Annotated in this window: 15 protein-coding genes; 3 read left to right on the forward strand and 12 right to left on the reverse strand. The window is 59.1% G+C overall.

The window, feature by feature from the left end:
• Positions 1-60 precede the first annotated feature (60 nt).
• Complete coding sequence (locus tag XH84_RS06120; RefSeq protein WP_128948046.1) at positions 61-1,284, reverse strand: YbfB/YjiJ family MFS transporter; 1,224 nt, start codon at positions 1,282-1,284, stop codon at positions 61-63.
• A 132-nt stretch (positions 1,285-1,416) separates the two neighbouring features.
• On the opposite strand from XH84_RS06120, the gene XH84_RS06125 reads away from it, so the two are divergent.
• On the forward strand, positions 1,417-2,301 hold the full coding sequence (locus XH84_RS06125; protein ID WP_128948047.1) for a LysR family transcriptional regulator: 885 nt from the start codon (positions 1,417-1,419) through the stop codon (positions 2,299-2,301).
• 177 nt (positions 2,302-2,478) lie between these two features.
• Here XH84_RS06125 and XH84_RS06130 read toward each other — a convergent pair whose 3' ends face one another.
• Positions 2,479-3,834, reverse strand: coding sequence for an MFS transporter (locus XH84_RS06130; RefSeq protein ID WP_245471612.1), 1,356 nt, complete (start codon positions 3,832-3,834; stop codon positions 2,479-2,481).
• 106 nt (positions 3,835-3,940) lie between these two features.
• Positions 3,941-4,930: an NAD(P)H-dependent flavin oxidoreductase gene (locus tag XH84_RS06135; protein ID WP_128948049.1), complete on the reverse strand. Its 990-nt coding sequence runs from the start codon at positions 4,928-4,930 to the stop codon at positions 3,941-3,943.
• A 114-nt stretch (positions 4,931-5,044) separates the two neighbouring features.
• Here XH84_RS06135 and XH84_RS06140 point away from each other — a divergent pair, with 114 nt between their 5' ends.
• Positions 5,045-6,007, forward strand: a complete 963-nt coding sequence (locus XH84_RS06140) for a LysR family transcriptional regulator (protein ID WP_128948050.1) — start codon at positions 5,045-5,047, stop codon at positions 6,005-6,007.
• Here XH84_RS06140 and XH84_RS06145 read toward each other — a convergent pair.
• A complete protein-coding gene (locus tag XH84_RS06145) occupies positions 5,961-6,848 on the reverse strand; it encodes a LysR family transcriptional regulator (RefSeq protein WP_128948051.1) in 888 nt (295 codons plus the stop codon). The genes XH84_RS06140 and XH84_RS06145 overlap by 47 nt on opposite strands.
• A gap of 105 nt (positions 6,849-6,953) precedes the next feature.
• On the opposite strand from XH84_RS06145, the gene XH84_RS06150 reads away from it, so the two are divergent.
• Complete coding sequence (locus XH84_RS06150; protein ID WP_128948052.1) at positions 6,954-8,453, forward strand: CoA-acylating methylmalonate-semialdehyde dehydrogenase; 1,500 nt, start codon at positions 6,954-6,956, stop codon at positions 8,451-8,453.
• Between the two features lie 133 nt (positions 8,454-8,586).
• On the opposite strand, the gene XH84_RS06155 is transcribed toward XH84_RS06150, so the two are convergent.
• From XH84_RS06155 to XH84_RS06190, 8 genes are all read right to left on the reverse strand, one after another.
• The gene (locus tag XH84_RS06155) at positions 8,587-9,663 is read right to left on the reverse strand and encodes a carbon-nitrogen hydrolase family protein (protein WP_128948053.1); all 1,077 of its coding nucleotides are present in this window, start codon (positions 9,661-9,663) and stop codon (positions 8,587-8,589) included.
• Positions 9,664-9,753: 90 nt separating this feature from the next.
• On the reverse strand, positions 9,754-10,737 hold the full coding sequence (locus tag XH84_RS06160) for a molybdopterin-dependent oxidoreductase (protein WP_128948054.1): 984 nt from the start codon (positions 10,735-10,737) through the stop codon (positions 9,754-9,756).
• 85 nt (positions 10,738-10,822) lie between these two features.
• Positions 10,823-11,716 carry a LysR family transcriptional regulator gene (locus XH84_RS06165; RefSeq protein WP_128948055.1) on the reverse strand — a complete coding sequence of 298 codons (894 nt, stop codon included), beginning with the start codon at positions 11,714-11,716 and terminating at the stop codon, positions 10,823-10,825.
• A gap of 167 nt (positions 11,717-11,883) precedes the next feature.
• Entirely contained in the window at positions 11,884-13,470 is a 1,587-nt protein-coding gene (locus XH84_RS06170; protein ID WP_128948056.1) for a sodium:solute symporter family transporter, read from the reverse strand.
• Positions 13,470-13,727, reverse strand: a complete 258-nt coding sequence (locus tag XH84_RS06175; protein WP_245471613.1) for a DUF485 domain-containing protein — start codon at positions 13,725-13,727, stop codon at positions 13,470-13,472. The genes XH84_RS06170 and XH84_RS06175 overlap by 1 nt, the downstream gene beginning before the upstream one ends.
• A gap of 186 nt (positions 13,728-13,913) precedes the next feature.
• Positions 13,914-14,708 carry an ABC transporter ATP-binding protein gene (locus XH84_RS06180; protein ID WP_128948058.1) on the reverse strand — a complete coding sequence of 265 codons (795 nt, stop codon included), beginning with the start codon at positions 14,706-14,708 and terminating at the stop codon, positions 13,914-13,916.
• 4 nt (positions 14,709-14,712) lie between these two features.
• A complete protein-coding gene (locus XH84_RS06185) occupies positions 14,713-15,555 on the reverse strand; it encodes an ABC transporter permease (RefSeq protein WP_128948059.1) in 843 nt (280 codons plus the stop codon).
• 5 nt (positions 15,556-15,560) lie between these two features.
• Positions 15,561-16,877 carry a CmpA/NrtA family ABC transporter substrate-binding protein gene (locus XH84_RS06190; protein ID WP_128948060.1) on the reverse strand — a complete coding sequence of 439 codons (1,317 nt, stop codon included), beginning with the start codon at positions 16,875-16,877 and terminating at the stop codon, positions 15,561-15,563.

Genomic DNA, 16,877 nt, shown 5'->3' on the forward strand with positions numbered 1-16,877 from the left:
GTTATTGTCCGTGCCGCACGCCAAGAGCCAATTTCAAAGCGCCCCGGCACCTTGGGTGGGTTAGCCTCGTGTGGGCCCGTCGCGAGATTCTGCTCTCCGTGCGGAAGTGAAAGTTCCGACTCCGGATTCGATCATGAACGCGAGTGCGAGGGCGCAAACGGCGATGAGGAACAACAGACGATAGCTCCCTCCGCTGTTCTGAAAGACAAAAGACAACCCGAATGCCGCCAGCGCTTGCATGACAGCAAAGCTGGTGGTCGCCACGCTCCAAGCGACTTTCTGGGAGCCATGATCGTGCGGCACCAGTTCGTGAACACGTCCAAGCACCAAGATCACGATACCCGGCGTGAATGCTCCCATGACCAGGCTCGAGAACGCGAGAGAAACTGTTCCCAGATACAGCGCTGGTAATCCGACCGCAAAGGCCTGGAGAGCGTAGGCGATGAGCAACGCGCTGCGTGGCCCGATCCGGTCGGCCAGTTGGCCAGTCAGCAAAGGTCCGACGATCGCACCGGCACCGAAGAGGACCCAATAGTGTGCACCAGCCTGCACACCCTGCCCAAGGCCGCGCGCCACGAAGTCGACTAGAAACAGCATGTGGGGAACGAGCCCCACTGCGTTAAGGCCGTACTCGATATAGAGAATCCATAGGGGAAGTGCTCTTCGGGGGGCGCGGGTGCGGATTGGAAGCGTTGGTGGCGGCGCCGTGGGCCATCCGCGCCATGCCACCACGGTCAACACGAGTGCTAGAACTCCGAGGCCCATCCACGCTTGCTTTAAACCACGATCGAGCAGCAGCGGCACGAGAGTGCCAGACGCGGCAATGCCCACGCCGGTGAAGATGATGCCGCCGGCAAGGCCACGCCGCGAGGGCGCCACGTGTGAAAGAACGGTCGGCGCCGCCAGGACCATAAGGACACCGCCCGCAAAACCCGAAGCAAGGCGCCAGGTAAAAAACCAGGCGAACGAGACCGGGAACGCGCAGGCGATGAAAGCGGCCGACGCGAGCAGCATCATCATACGTATCAAAGAAGCCGCCGAACTGAACTTGAGCATGGGATGCGCCACCAAGGCACCGGCCAGATAGCCGGCAAGGTTCGCTGCCCCGATGTAGGCAGCGGCAGAGGCGCCGAACCAATGCGCTCCGACTACGGCAGGGAGCAGTGGCGTGTAAGCGAAACGTGCGAGCCCTATTCCAACCAGCGTTGCGCATAGGCCGGCTGAAACTGCGGGCCACATCCGCGACGCTGGTGCCCATATTGACACAGTGTCCTGGCGGTCCATCGGAATGACGCGTCCTCTCAAAAACCCAGTTGCCGCAAAATACTCCTTCTCCGGAATTACAAAAAATGATTACATGAGATAGTAGCTATCTCGTCTAGAGATATATTCCTGTCGTCGTATAGAAGGTTTCGCATGGATATTTCCGACCTCAAGGTGCTCGAGGCCGTATCGCGGCTCGGAAGCATGAGCCGCGCGGCGTCCGAACTGCACACGGTCCAGTCGAACGTGACCGCCCGCATCCGCGTGCTGGAAGAAGAAATCGGCGTACCCCTGTTGCAACGCCACGCCCGCGGGGCCACACCAACCCCCGCCGGCCGCAGGATACTTCCCTACGTGGCCCGCATTGCAAAGCTTGTTGCAGACGCACAATCCGCCGCCCGAGATGACGGGGAGCCGAGCGGATCGCTGATGATCGGGAGCCTGGAGACGACGACGGCCCTGCGACTTTCTCCCGTGCTGGTGGAGTTTGCGAAGGCGTATCCTGAAGTTCGGCTGGCGATCACGACGGGTACAACGGGAAGATTGTTGAGTGACGTGCTCGAGTATCGTCTCGACGGAGCGTTCGTCGCTGGCCCGGTTAGCCATCCCGATTTGCAGCATGAGACGTTCTTTCGAGAAGAACTTGTACTGGTGACGGCGGTTTCCATCCGCTCGCCCAAGCAACTGACTGCAATCAATGATCTGAAGACGATCGTCTTTCAGATCGGCTGTTCCTACCGTCAGAAGCTCGAGTCCATTTTGGCCGAAATGGGCATTGCGGTGGCCCAGCCACTCGAGTTCGGATCTCTCGATGCGATCATCACTTGTGTTGCCGCTGGCCTTGGCGTCACTCTGCTGCCAAGGGGCGTCATTGCTCCTGCCCTTAAGGACGGCAAAATCGCCGTGCATAAGCTGCCCCCTTCGCGGGCAATGGTAGAAACGGTATTCGTCCGTCGAGATGACGCCTACGTGTCGAGCGCCATGAAGGCGCTATTCGATCTGCTCAGATCAAAGTCGGTATCAAGGCGCGCCGCCTAAAATTGCCTCTGCCGAAAGAAAACCCCGCTGCTATGCGCAGCGGGGAATGCGTCGCAGCATGCATGGCGACAAGTCTAGGGAGAGACGCATCTCTACCACATCAAGCCGAGATCGAGACGAGTATCTGTGCAAAGGGTATTGCACGAATGCCGGCGTCAGAGGCGCTAACCTCGTTTTTCATGCGAGATTTCGCTCCGCTGCAGGCGCTGATTCCAGTTCGAGCGGCATCACGGCTGCCGCAGTTTTTGGTAGGCACAAGATGTTAACGGCCGCAGTCAAGACGGATATCCCAATCGGGTAGACCAGGCCAGAATAGATGTTACCCGTGTAGCTCACGAGAGAGAGGCTGATCAACGGAACGAAGCCTCCGAATATGCCCGTCCCGATGTGATAGGGAAGCGAGAGCGAAGTATACCGCAGACGCGCCGGAAAAAGCTCGACGAGGAAAGCGGCATTCGGCCCATAGACCAGGGCGACGAAGATGAGCTGTGCCAGGATGAGGGCTGTGACAGCAACATAGTTTTGAACTGCTGTCGCCGCGGCCATTCCCATGTAGATCGGCACATAGAGAGCAGCAGCGAGCAGGAGTCCCGTTACGATCAACGGGCGACGCCCGATGCGATCAGAAAGAGCGCCACTCACCACGATCAATGGCGTCCCGATAGCCAGCGCCACAGCGACGCAAATGTTGGCCGTGAGAAAGTCCACCTTCAGAATGCTCTGCAAAAAGTACAGCGCGTAGAACTGCCCGGTGTACCATACGCAACCAAGCCCGGCCGTTGCGCCAAAGAGGGCGTACAGGGCGTATCGAAGCCCCTGCCCGCTGCCGAAGCTTTCGCGCACGGGCGCACGGGAGACTTTCCCGGCTTGACGCATCTGCTCGAAAACGGGTGACTCGCTGAGCTTCAAGCGAAGATAGATCGAAAGGATGACGAGAACGGCCGACAAGAGGAACGGAATGCGCCATCCCCACGCGCGAAATGCCTCTTCGCCGAGGGACAAGCGACACGCGAGCACGACGAGGATGGCTACAAAGAAGCCGACGGTCGCGGTGGTTTGTATGAAACTCGTGAAGAAGCCGCGACGGTTCTCCGGAGCATGTTCCGCCACATAAACGGCTGCGCCGCCGTACTCTCCGCCGATGGCCAACCCTTGGACCAGGCGCAGCAGCACAAGGGCGACGGGAGCTGCGAATCCGATGCTTGAGTATGTCGGCAGGAATCCGACCAAGGTGGTCGAAATGCCCATCAGGACCAGGGTGAGCAGGAACGTGTGTTTCCGTCCTAGCCGGTCGCCGAGACTGCCAAAGACGATAGCGCCGAAGGGACGAATAACGAATCCCGTAGCAAAGGTCGCGACGCTGATCAGGACCGCCGCGGTCGGATCATTGGCCGGGTAGAAGAGTGTCGAAAAAAAGACGGCGAGGCTGCCGTACAGATAGAAGTCGTACCACTCGATAATCGTACCTGCACTTGAGGCAAGTACGACAGTCCATATTCCTGGAGCCTGGGCGTCCAATCTCGGTTCGTTCATCAACATCTCTCTTTCGCTCTTGAGGGCACGCGTTCTCCCAAGCGCGTGCGCCATGGCGCACGCGCTGGATTTCGCCCGGCAATATGTAAAAGGTGCGGGAAGCCGCTCAGGCTGCGATCGAACTCCGCGTAGCAGCGTACCGCGAAAGACAGGCGCTCGCTTCGACCGAAATGCGCTTCACGAGTTCGCCGGCAGTTGGGATGTCGTTAATGAGGCCGATGCCCTCTCCGACAGTGACGTTGGCCGTGTCGTAGTCGCCCGATGTCCAGGCTTGCTCCACCCGCTGCAACTCGGCTTCCTGAAGGGTGCGCAGCTCATCTTCACGACCATGCCACTGTTCGATGAAGCCATTTTTCATCAGACGGCCGGTATATTCGGAGGGCCAGGCCTTCTTGCGGACGACATCGTAGACACGGGTGCGGATTGTTTCATCGCCCGTGGCGGTGACGACCTTTTCCTTGGCATTACGGTGGATGACGGATTCCTGTGTAGCCCAGAAACGCGTTCCCATCAGCACGCCGTCAGCGCCGAGCATGAGCGCCGCGGCGAGGCCGCGGCCGTCCGCAATGCCGCCGGCGGCAAGCAAGAGAACCCGGGGCGCTCGCTGTGCGATCAGATCGGCAGCCGCAGGAACGAACGGCATCGTGGAGCGCGCCGTCAGCCCGTGACCGCCCGCCTCGGTGCCTTGCGCGACTATGACATCAGCACCAACGTCGATTGCGCGCTTTACATGCTCAAGGGTCTGCACTTGGCAGATCAGTGGAATGCCGGCCTGCTTTACCTTTGGCGCGAAGGGGGCAGGATCCGAGAACGACAGCATGATTGCTCTGCTATGCCGCTGCAGGGCAAGATCAAGCAGACCCGGATCGTTCGCCAGCGCCCAAGTTATGAACCCACATCCTACGTCGGGGCGGGTGACCTTGGCCGATTGCTCTTGGAACCAAGCCCGATTTGCGTAGCCCCCGCCGAGCAGACCAAGAGCGCCAGCGGCGGACACAGCTGACGCGAGTTCGCCGCCAGATGCCGGATCCATCGGCGCAAGCACAATCGGATGCTCAAGTCCAAAAAGTTCAGTCAGTCTCGTCTTGATAGACATCTTTTTTCCTCCCCTCAGGCAATCCGCCTTTCGACGCGGGAAGGCTAGATTGGCTATTGACAACGGAAAAGTGATTATTTTTGATCTATATGATCACTTTGGGAGATGACCTCAATGGACAGCAACGACCTCAACTTCTTTGCCGCCGTGGCTATAGCGGGCGGAATCGGCCGGGCGGCCAACGATCTCCACACAGTGCAATCCAACGTCACGCAGCGAATTCGAGCGCTGGAGGACCAACTCGGTGTCCAGCTCTTTCATCGGTCCAAGAAAGGGGTGACGCTCACCTCGATGGGAAGCAGGCTGCTTCCCTACGCCAAGCGGATCGGCGAGCTGCTGGCGGAAGCCCAACGCGCCGTAAAGGACGAGGCGTCTCCCAGCGGCGAGTTACGGATCGGTTCGATGGAAACGACAGCGGCCTTGCGCCTGCCGCCCTTGCTGACGCATTACGCAATCGCCTATCCGGACGTGGACGTTCAGATCGAAACAGGACCAACGGCAAGTCTGGTCGATGCCGTACTGTCGCGGAAGCTCGATGGCGCGTTCGTCTCGGCGCCGGTGACGCACAGCGAACTGACTTCCAAGCCGATTGTGGAGGAGGAGCTGGTCCTGATCACGCCGCCGATGGTCACCTCCCCCGAGCACATCAACAAGTTTCTGGCAACCGGAAGCGGCCGAAAGGTGATCGTTTTCCGTGCAGGTTGCTCCTATCGACAGCGTTTGTCGGAATATCTTGCGCACGGCGGTTTCGTCGATCTGCGCTGGATGGAAATGGGAACGCTCGATGGGATCATCGGATGTGTCGCTGCTTCGGTCGGGCTTTCGCTGATCCCACAGGTGGTTGCCGAACCGGCTGCGCGCCAGGGCTTGATTCGAATTCATCCGCTGCCGAATGGAACGGGCAGAGCCACCACACTGTTCGTCCATCGCAAAGATGCATTCGTTTCGTCCGCGTTGCGAGCATTGATCGAATGCGCCGGGTCAATTTCATCGGCAAACATGTCCGTAACCGCCGCGGTGGTTAATGCCGCTAGTCGGCCTCAAAAGATGACCTCGCCGCTTTCGCGGCGGTCGTGATGAATCGATGGACCTCCTGTACTCGACGCGTCTCATGCGTGTCGGGATGCGAGGTCAGCCAGTAGTTCCGAACAAAACGTATGTCAGGCAGTAGGCGCTTCAGCTCAGGATAGCGGAGGGCAGCGTAGTCATGCAGAATTCCGATACCATGCCCGCCCCGGACCGCCTCCATTTGAGCGATGACGCTCCCGCATTCGTAGCGCCGGGACATGAGCCGGCCTAAGACCGACGCATAGTCTAGGGCCCGGCTGTAAACGAAATCCTCGACATGCGTGACAAATAGACGGCCGGCGAGATCGGCCTGATCGTCTATAGGTCCCTCGCGCGCCAGATAACTCGCTGCCGCGTAAACACTGAGAGTGTAGTTGGTTAGCTTTGACAAGACCAATCGGCCCTGCTTCGGCCGATCCAGCGTAATCGCGATATCGGCCTCGCGGCGCGACAGCGAGAAAGTTCGTGGCAGTGGCACGAGTTGAATAACAAGGCCAGGATGTCTTGCCGCCAGCGACCCAAGTCGGTCAGCCAGGAAGTAATTGCCCAGGCCGTCTGGTGCCCCGACGCGTACAGTGCCGGTGATCGCCTCGGTCGGCCCTCCAATGCTTGAGCCAACTTTCAGAAATTCGCTTTCTGCACGCTCCGCGGCCGCGACCAATGCCTCGCCTGCCGCCGTAAGCGTACACCCTGAAGTGTGCCGTTCGAGCAGCTTGGCGTCGAGGCTGCGCTCTAATGCTGTGAGCTGGCGAGCCACCGTGGCATGATTCAGGCGCAGATGTTTCGAGGCCTTCAGAATCTGCCCCGCGCGCGCGACCTCAAGGAATATGCGAACCCGCTCCCAATCCATCGACTACACTTTCTGCACAACGGAGCCGCGAAATCGGGCGTTGATGCGCAATTTTATGCGCTTCATATCGGGTGGATCAAGCTTCGTTTGGAGGAGAGAAGCCCTATGACCGCAACTATTCCGAATTTCATCGACGGCGAGCTGGTGCCGAGCCGGAGCAGTCGTACCTCGCCGGTCTACAATCCCGCGACCGGCGAGCAATCGGGAACGCTCGGATTGGCAACGACACGGGAGGTCCAATCGGCGGTCGCGGCAGCGAGAAAGGCGTTTCCCGCCTGGGCCAATACTACTCCTCTCCGCCGCGCTCGTATCCTCAACCGCTTCCTGCGGATCCTCGAAGATCGGATCGACGAGCTCGCCGCGGTGATCACGGCGGAGCACGGGAAAGTGCTCTCGGATGCCAAGGGCGAAATCCAGCGCGGCATGGAAGTCGTCGAGTTCGCGACCGCTGCACCGCAACTTCTCAAGGGAGAGATCACAGAGAACGTCGGTACCCGCGTTGACAGCCACTCGCTGCGGCAGCCGCTTGGCGTCGTGGCCGGAATCACGCCGTTCAACTTCCCGGCGATGGTGCCCATGTGGATGTTCCCGGTTGCCCTCGCCTGCGGCAACACATTCGTCCTGAAGCCGTCCGAGAGGGACCCGTCCGCATCGCTCGTCCTTGCGCGGTGGCTCAAAGAGGCCGGATTGCCCGACGGCGTCTTCAATGTCGTGCATGGTGACAAGGAGGCCGTCGATGCCATCTTGACCGACCCGGACATCGTCGCTGTCAGCTTCGTCGGCTCGACCCCGATTGCCCGCTATATCTATGAGACCGCCACGCGCCACGGCAAGCGATGCCAGGCGCTCGGAGGCGCCAAGAACCATATGATCGTCATGCCTGATGCCGACATGGATCAGGCGGTCGACGCGTTGATGGGCGCGGCTTACGGCTCCGCCGGCGAACGCTGCATGGCGATCTCGGTGGCGGTCCCGATTGGAGAGACCACGGCGGACCGGTTGATCGAGAAGCTGGCGCCTAAGGTTCGGGCTCTCAATATCGGCCCGGGCACCGATCCCGAAGCCGAGATGGGTCCGTTGGTCACGAAGCAGCATCTCGACAAGGTCCGCAGCTACATCGATGCTGGCGTCGGTGAAGGCGCCAAACTGATCGTCGACGGGCGCGACTTCCGGCGCCAGGGCTACGAGAAAGGGTATTTCCTCGGCGGCACACTGTTCGATCGGGTAACGACCGACATGAAGATCTACCGGGAGGAGATCTTTGGACCTGTGCTCGCGGTCGCGCGCGCCAAATCGTACGATGACGCCGCCGATATGATCAACAAGCATGAGTTCGGCAATGGTACCGCCATCTTCACCAGGGATGGCGATGCGGCCCGGGAATTCGCCCATCAGATCCAGGTCGGCATGATCGGCATCAACGTTCCAATTCCGGTCCCGATGGCGTTCCACTCCTTCGGTGGCTGGAAGGCGTCCCTGTTTGGCGATCACCACATGCACGGCCCCGAGGGAGTCCGGTTCTACACCAAGCTGAAGACGATCACGACGCGGTGGCCGACCGGTATTCGGGCGGGCGCCGAGTTTGTGATGCCGACGATGAGCTGATGCGCGTCTGCAGAGGGTCGTGGTCGCTCAACGACCCTCTGCATCGGGCCATTGTGGACCTGATGCGCATTGTTCACAGCTCAAAGTTGTCGAACTTCGCCGAAGACGTGCCCATCCGTCCCTTCGAAGTGAATCAGTTCGCAACCAGACGCTCGAATTCGCTGGCTTGCGGCTCCGGCATCTCGCGACGCTTAGCCTGTCCCGACCTGTCCACCAACTCGTGTCCTTCGACCTCAACGAACACCGCCGGATCGCGCTGCGACCTGTCCACGGTGAGCGAGAACACGTCGAACCGGTTGTAATAACCGACGACGTCATGAAATTGCTTCGGCTCGACACAACGAGCGACGTCGATGTCGGCATAAGCGATGCCTTCGCTCTCGGAAAGCACCTCGCTAATGACCTGTCCGGCTGGATCGAGGATCATAGAGACAGCATGAGGCGTCCCTTCGATCAGATCCAGCATCGCCGGATTTGCCTGGGCGAGTGCGTCCCTCATTCCGACGTCGACGCAGGCTGACGAAACGATGTTAAAGCACTTCGCTTCGAATGAGTGGGCGCCAGCCCGTATTTCGATTGCTTTGCGCAGGTCATACCCCCCCTTCTGTTGAGATGGACGGGTGGGCCAGATCGGCGGGTAGGTCGAGATGTGCACCTGCTCGCCTTGAGCCATCAGCGAATAGCGGGCCAGCGGATTTGTGTTTTCGCCACATATCAGCATTCCTACGCGGCCTACCTTCGTCTGGACCACGCGTAAGCCTCGTGCGTCTCCGGCTGCCCAGACCAGCTTCTCATAAAATGTTGGCACGAGCTTGCGGTGATGATTGAGGATCGATCCGTCTTCGCCGACCAGGAGATTGGAATTCCAAATGCAGCCCAGGCTAGCGACGGTCCCTTCAGTGAAGCCGACCGAGACCACGACACCGTGGCGCTTGGCGGCCATTCTGATTCTCGTCAGTTCAGGGCTATCGAGCAAAAGCGCCTGCGCCGATAAGGCTCCAAAGAAATCGTGGGACATGATGGGCGCCTGGAGGGCTGCCCAGACCGGAAAACCCGGAATGAAAGACTCGGGAAAGGCCACCAGAGAGGCGCCGTTGCGCGCCGCCTCCGCGATGAGATCACACGCCTTTTCAGCAGTCTTAGCGGCATCGAGAAAGACTGAAGATGTGTGGCATGCGGCGGCCTTGAAGCGCGGCAAAGTGGAAACCATTTGAGACTACCTCCCGGTGTTGGCCAATAGAGGTTAGTCCCTCACGGGATGCGCGCGAATGCGAAAATCTGCACGGCTCGTTGCACGTCTTCAAAGCACCGAGATCGGGACACGATAGATGGCGTTACGCCGTCGCGCTTCTGGCTGAAGTTCACCGGATCGGGATCTGGCTCGCGACAACAACCCGGTGCAGCCCTCGCCGACGGACCATTCGCACACGAACTTGGTCCACGACCACCCAGCTGCACGCTCCAGACGACATTCCTGCCAAGACGCCCCCTCATCAGAGCTAACCTCGACGGTCTCCAGATCCGCGTCCGCCCAAGCCCACCCCCACACCTGCACCAGATCGCCGCGGCGCAACTGGTTGTCGGGTTTCGGCCAGACGATGATCGACTGGGGTGCAATTCCCCAGACTGGTCGGGTAGACCCGTCAGGCTCGGGATCGTTGTACCACTTGGTCGTGAAGACACCGGGTGCTCGTTCCGAGCGCAGCTCGATCTTGCGCAGCCACTTGACGCTGTTCGTGCCATAGTACCCCGGAACGACAAGGCGCAGCGGATATCCATGCTCCGGGAGCAGGTCGGCGCCGTTCATCTGGTAAGCCAGCAGAACATCGCGGGCCGCCCTGGAGAGCGGCAGGTCTTTTAAATAGTGACCGCACTCGATGCCGCCGAACTCGCCAGAATCCGCGCCGTGCGACCAGACGAAGCGCGCCGTCCGTTCAACTCGGACCATTTCCAACAGGTGGTCCAGACGAACCCCGGCCCATGAAACGTTGCAGACACGCCTTGTCGGCCTGTTGGGCGCGAGCGGACTTCCTGCGCATTGATGCACTGAAACGACTTCGTGCCTTGGAAAGTTCTTGAGCTCGCGAAGTGTTAGAACGACAGGTCTCTCCACCAACCCGCCGATTTCCAGCTTCCAATCATCGGCGGCAGAAGCCTCCAGAACACCGAGATGGCACAGGACGATGCAGGCCTGGACTGGCGTGATCCGGTCCGTCAGGTCATGAGGCTCGGATGGAATTCGGCCGAAAAAGCCGCGAACCTTGTATGTGAAATCGTCAGCCATTGCAGCGCTCCATGGAGCTGCGAACTTATCCGATCTCAGGGAAGCGCTTGACCAAAAATCCGCAGGACCGGTTGCGCAAAGTTGATCACTCGAACTCGTTTAGGAAAGCCTTATCAGCCCTGAATATCTCATGGAGGAATCGCACCAATGCGCGAACCCGTCCCATATATTCGATATCTTCATGCACCGAGACAAACAATGACCTCGTGACGACGACGTCCTTCATAATACGTACAAGGCGAGGATCCTTCTTCGCCGAAAAGAACGGCAAGAGGCCGATACCGCGCCCAGCGGCGATTGCGTTCTGCTGCGCAGCCATACTTGTCGAGCGGAACACGACGTTTTCCGGAACGAGCACATCATGCAACCACTGCACCGGCTGAATCGCCACGAGATCGTCAACGTAATCGATGAAGTCATGACGCTTTAGATCTTCCGACGAAGCGGGGGCGCCCCTGTTCACGATGTATTTCGACGAAGCGAACAGCCCGAGCTTGAACTCTCCCGCTTTCTTGACCGACAGCTTAGGCCCTACCAACGGCACGAAACTGACGCAGACGTCCGCCTCGCGTTTCGTAAGGTTGATCAGATGCCTCTCGGTAACCAGCTCAACGAGCACACCGGGGTGCTTCTCATTGAACTGAACCAGTTTCTCGGCTAGATAGAAAGCGGCAATGCCTTCCATACTGGTGAGCCGGACCCGGCCGGTGGGTTCGGTCGGTGCTGAGCGGAAATCCTCGGAAACCACCAATGCGGCAGCTTCGATCTTCTCGGCGGCCTGGTAGAGCTTGTGGCCGTCCTCAGTCAGGACGAAACCATCCGGTTTTCTATCGAATATCTTGATCGCAAGATCTCTCTCGAGCTCCGATATCCGCCGACTGACGGTCGTATGATCGACCTTGAGGCGCCGAGCGGCTGGCATCAATCGGCCCTGTCTTGCGAGCTCCAGAAAAAATTTCAGATCGTTCCAGTCGAACATTCGCTCCGCTCTGCCCCTCGAAGACTCCAGCGAATTTCGCACTAGTCTCAAGAGATTGCCAGCATCCTCAGGACGCATATGAACCATTAGCCGTAGCGGCGGGCCTGCAAGGGCAGGTGCTTATTCCAACCGGGAAATCAGCCACTTAGTTCTGAAATCATCTCCAACTATCCCTCCTCACGTGAACCAGCCCCGGCGCGCGCCGGATCGGATGGGCCCATCAAGATCCTTCGTTGCATCTCCCGGAAGGTGCGGTCGGCATCCATCACAGGGGTGGCAACGGACACCGCAATGGCTACCGCAAACGAAAGCGGCATGGCCACAATTGCTGGATTCTTCAATGGGACAAACCACCAGGCTTCGGCAATGTCCGCCAGTGATTTCCCAAGTACGTCGACCTGAATGGTCGGCGACAAGCAGATCAGAACAATCGAGCCAACAGTGCCGACGAGGATGCTCGCCACCGCCCCCTGTGTGGTGAAACGCTTCCAACTGATTGCGAGTACCAGCGAAGGAAAGTTTGCTGCGCACGCTACGGAGAATGCAAGTCCCGCCATGAAGGCTACATTCTGGCCCTCGAACAGGATTCCCAAGACGACTGCGACGACGGCAATGATGATCGTAGCGACGCGCGCAACCTTCAACTGCTCGGACTCTGTCGCCTTCCCCGCTCTTATGACGTTGGTCCAGAGGTCATGGCACAGGGTGGCAACCCCCGAAAGGGTCAATCCAGCAACGACTGCAAGCATGGTCGCGAACGCTACGGCGCAAATGAAGCCGAAGAAGGCGTTGCCTCCGACCGCTTGAGCCAGCAAGGGCGCAGCCATGTTGCCGCCGCCTCCGGCTTTGAGTACCGCCTGAGGTCCGACGATCACCATGGCGCCAAAGCCGATGACGAAGACCATGAGATGAAATGCTCCGATCAGGCCGGTCGCATAGAGAATGGAGAGCCGCGCCGCCTTGACGTCCTTGACCGTATAGACGCGCATGAGGATATGCGGCATCGCCGCCGTACCGAACATGAGACCCAGCCCAAGAGAAATCGCGTCCCATTGACCGGAAACGACGCGCGAACCCGGCTGAAGTACATTCGCGCCGTATCGTTCAGCTGCGGCCGCGAATAGCCGTACCGGATTCATCTGAAATTGGACAAGCACCAGGATACAGAGGAATGCCCCACCTGCCATCAGGAGCGCCGCTTTGACGACCTGAACCCAGGTCGTAGCGAGCATGCCACCAAAGAGCACGTAGATCAGCATGGCGGTCCCGACAATGATGACCGACCAGGAGTACGGGATGCCGAATAGCAGCTTGATGAGAGCCCCTGTCGCAACCATCTGCGCGATGAGATAGAACGAAATCACGGCCAGGGTTCCGATCGCGGCGGCAGAGCGAACCGGCTTTTGCGACAGACGATACGCCACCACATCGGCAAAGGTGAATTTGCCCACATTCCGGAGTGGCTCGACGATGAGAAATAGGATGATCGGCCAGCCGACCAGCCACCCGATCGAATACACCATGCCATCGAAGCCGTTGGAAGTGACAATGCCGGCGATTCCTAGAAGCGCTGCCGCAGAAAGAAAGTCTCCGGCGAGGGCCCAGCCATTTTGCCACGCGGTGATTTCACCACCTGCCGCAAAGAACGTCTCGGTCGTCTTGGTCCGCTTGGCCGCCCAATAGGTTATTGCGAGCGTCAAGGCCATGAACGCAAAGAAGAATGCGATGGAGATGTTGCTGGTCTGCGACTGCATCACGCTTGCTCCAGCGTGGACTTCACGTTGCGGTCGAAGATCGTGTTTGCCCAGTACACGTAGATCAGGCAGAGAAGAAACGAGCTGATGATGACCAACGGGCCGAGCACAATGCAAAGCGACAAACCGGGGGCGAGCATCGTGCCGAGAACAGGCTTGGCGAACGCGAACAGCCCCATGAAACCGAAATAGATCGCGATCATCGCAAAGCTTAACGACGCCGCGACCGTCAATCTCGATCGCGCCAGTGCGATCATTCCCCTTTCCAGCGCCTTTGAAGATACAGTCATCTGCTACTCCTGAATTGTTTGTGACAGTTTCGTCAGACCTTGAATCATTGCCCACTGAGACTTTGCGAGAGAAGACTTGCGCATTTTCGCGATGCCCTCGCCTGATAGGTGGCCCGCGGTCACGTGATCCGAGGCTTACCTCTGCGATGGCGTCTAGCTGGCCAATTGCGGGAATGGCTCCTTCTTGTACAGGAACTCGAGAATCTCCTTTCGGTACTTGATGCCCTCGAAATCAGTTGTCAGCTTGAGTCGATCGCGCGGTCGCGATGTCTCGATTTTCCAGATCCGGCCAATTCGGGCAGCCGGTCCGTTGGAGAGTGCGACGATCCTGTCGCTGAGAAAGATCGCTTCATCGATGTCATGAGTAACCATGACGACAGTTGTTTTCGTCGTCTCGACGATCCGCACCAGTTCGTCCTGCAAGCTCGATCTCGTCAATGCGTCAAGCGCACCGAATGGTTCGTCCAGCAAGAGTACCTTCGGCTGGACGGCAAATGCCCGCGCGATCCCGACCCGTTGCTTCATGCCGCCAGATATTTCAAACGGGTATTTTCCGATCGCGTGCTCCAAATGCACGAGCTTCAACGCCTGTTCGGCCCGATCCATCAGTTCGGACCTGGACGCTCCCCGAAACGCCTGCTTAACGGCTAGGTGCACGTTTTCGACGCAGGTCATCCAGGGAAGCAAGGCATGGCTCTGAAAGACCATCGCCCTCTCCGGGGCGGGACCACTAACCACGGCGCCAGCGCAGCGGATCGCCCCCGAGGTGGGCGTAAGCAGGCCAGCCACGATGTTGAGCAACGTACTTTTGCCACAGCCGGAGTGGCCGATCAGGCAGACGAACTCGCTATGTTCGATTGCGAGCGATATCCGATCGAGCGCGCGCAGCTCCTTGCCCGACCGGTCCACAAATGACATCGAGACGTCGTTGATATCGAGATCGGCCATCGTCCTATTCCCGGAAGCTGAGGCGCTCGCCAATTCGTTTAAGAATGACGTCAAGCGCCAGGCCGATCCCGCCAACCAGAACGATGGCAACGATCATGCTGGCGATCTGCAAGTTGTTCCATTCGTTCCAGATAAAATAGCCGATCCCGCTTTGGGCTCCGACCATTTCCGCGGCCACGATCACGAACCATGCTATGCCGATGGAAATACGCATTCCCGACAAGATCATAGGCACGCTGGCGGGAAACACGACTCGCGTGACGTGCTCGAGCCTCGGAACCCCGAATACGCGTGACACGTTCAGCCACTCCGCGCGCACTGACGCTGTTCCGGTCGCGGTGCTGATCAACATCGGCCACACGGCACAGATGAAGATGATGAAGATTGTCGAGATCGTGCTGTCGCGAAACGTGTAGAGAGCAAGTGGCATCCACGCGAGTGGTGAGACCGGCCGAAGAACCTGGATGAAAGGATCAAGTGCGCGATAACAAGCCGGCCATAGCCCAAGTACGAAACCCAGCGGGACGGCGACGGCTAACGCCAACGTGAAACCAAGAGCCACTCGCCCCATGGAATAGAGCAGGTGCCATGCGATGCCGAGATTGTTGGGGTTATCACGATCCAACGCGTGCGCGATCAGCTCATAACCGCGCAGCGCAACGGCCCAGGGCGAAGGAATTGCGCTGGCCTGCTGCCCTGGTGCACTTTGGCCGGCGAGCCGCGCATACTCGGCGTCAGCGGCGCTGCCTGATCCCGACGTCGTCGTCGTGAACCACGCCCAGATGCAGATGAACCCAACAAAGATCGCGATTGATGCCACCCAGGGCTGCTGCAGCCGATGCAACATTTGCGTCAGCCGGACTTCTTGACCGAGGCCAGGTACTCCAGCGGCCTGCCGGAATCGAAATCCTTCCCGAGGATCTTCTCACTGCCGAACCCGACGACTGGAGGAGAGGCGCCCTGCTCACGCATGATGCGGGCAGCGTCTGTTGCGAGCATCACCCGTTCGGCGAGCGTCTTGTAATCGACGTCCTCCTTCAGCATGTTCCAGCGTCTGAGTTGCGTCATCAGCCAAACGGCGGCTGAGTATTGCGGAAATGGCTGATAATCGACGCGGCGCGCATCCTTTTTGATCGCTCCGAGGCCGTCCGCGTAGGTGCCACCGAGGACCTGCTCAAGAACGATTTCAGGGGCGTTGAGGTATTGCGGCTCCGACAACACCTTCGCCATCCCAACGCGGTTCTCCGGCTTGGAGACATGGAGACTGGCGGCGATGATGGCGCGGTAGAACGCCATAAACGTATTCGGGTTCTGCTGTATCCAGCTCTCTGACGCAGTGACCGAGCAGCACGGATGACCGTCCCAGATCTCCTTCGAAATGAGATGGATGAATCCCGCGCCCTCGTAGACCGCGCGCTGGCCGCCCGGCTCACCACCGAAGAAGCCATCGATGCTCCCGACTCGAAGGCTCGCGACGTACTCGGTAGGAGGAACAATCCGGTATTTGACATCCTGGTCCGGATCGAGGCCGGCCGCGGCTAGATAGTTACGCAACTGCAGGGTCTGGTGACTCTGCTCGAACGGAACGGCAAAGGTAAAGCCCTTCCAGTTCTTCGGCTCGCGATTGTCCCTGTGCTTATTGGCCAGGACAAGCGAGTTTCCATTTTGATTCAGGATTGTAAGCACTTTGATCGACTGGACATTGCCCCCAAGGCCTGCGGTCATCGTCAGCGGCACGGGCATCACCTGCTGTGAGACGTCCAGCTCTCCATTGAGCATCTTGTCCCGAATCAAAGCTATTCCGGCGATCTTTTGCAGGCTAACCTCGAGGCCTTCCCTGCTGTAGCTCCCAAGCTTCTCGCCGTAGATGAGCGGAGCAGCGCAGGTAATCGGCAAAAAGCCGACGGCAAGCTTGGTCTTCTCGAGAGGCTTGCGCTCCTGGGCAATCGCCTTCAGCGTCTCGATGGGGAGAATGCTCGACAGCGCCCCGATGATCGCACCGGCGCCCACGGTCCGCAGCAATTCGCGTCGCAGGATGGGTTGCGGGAAGAGGCCATGCAGAAGCGCCTGCTCGACGCGGTCCGATACAGCAGCCTCAAAGCTCGGCTGCGCCGGACTGTGATCGCAACACTTGCAGCCGAGGCCGTGATGACCAAATGCATCACTCAT

This window comes from Bradyrhizobium nanningense (assembly GCF_004114535.1).
Classification (GTDB): domain Bacteria; phylum Pseudomonadota; class Alphaproteobacteria; order Rhizobiales; family Xanthobacteraceae; genus Bradyrhizobium; species Bradyrhizobium nanningense.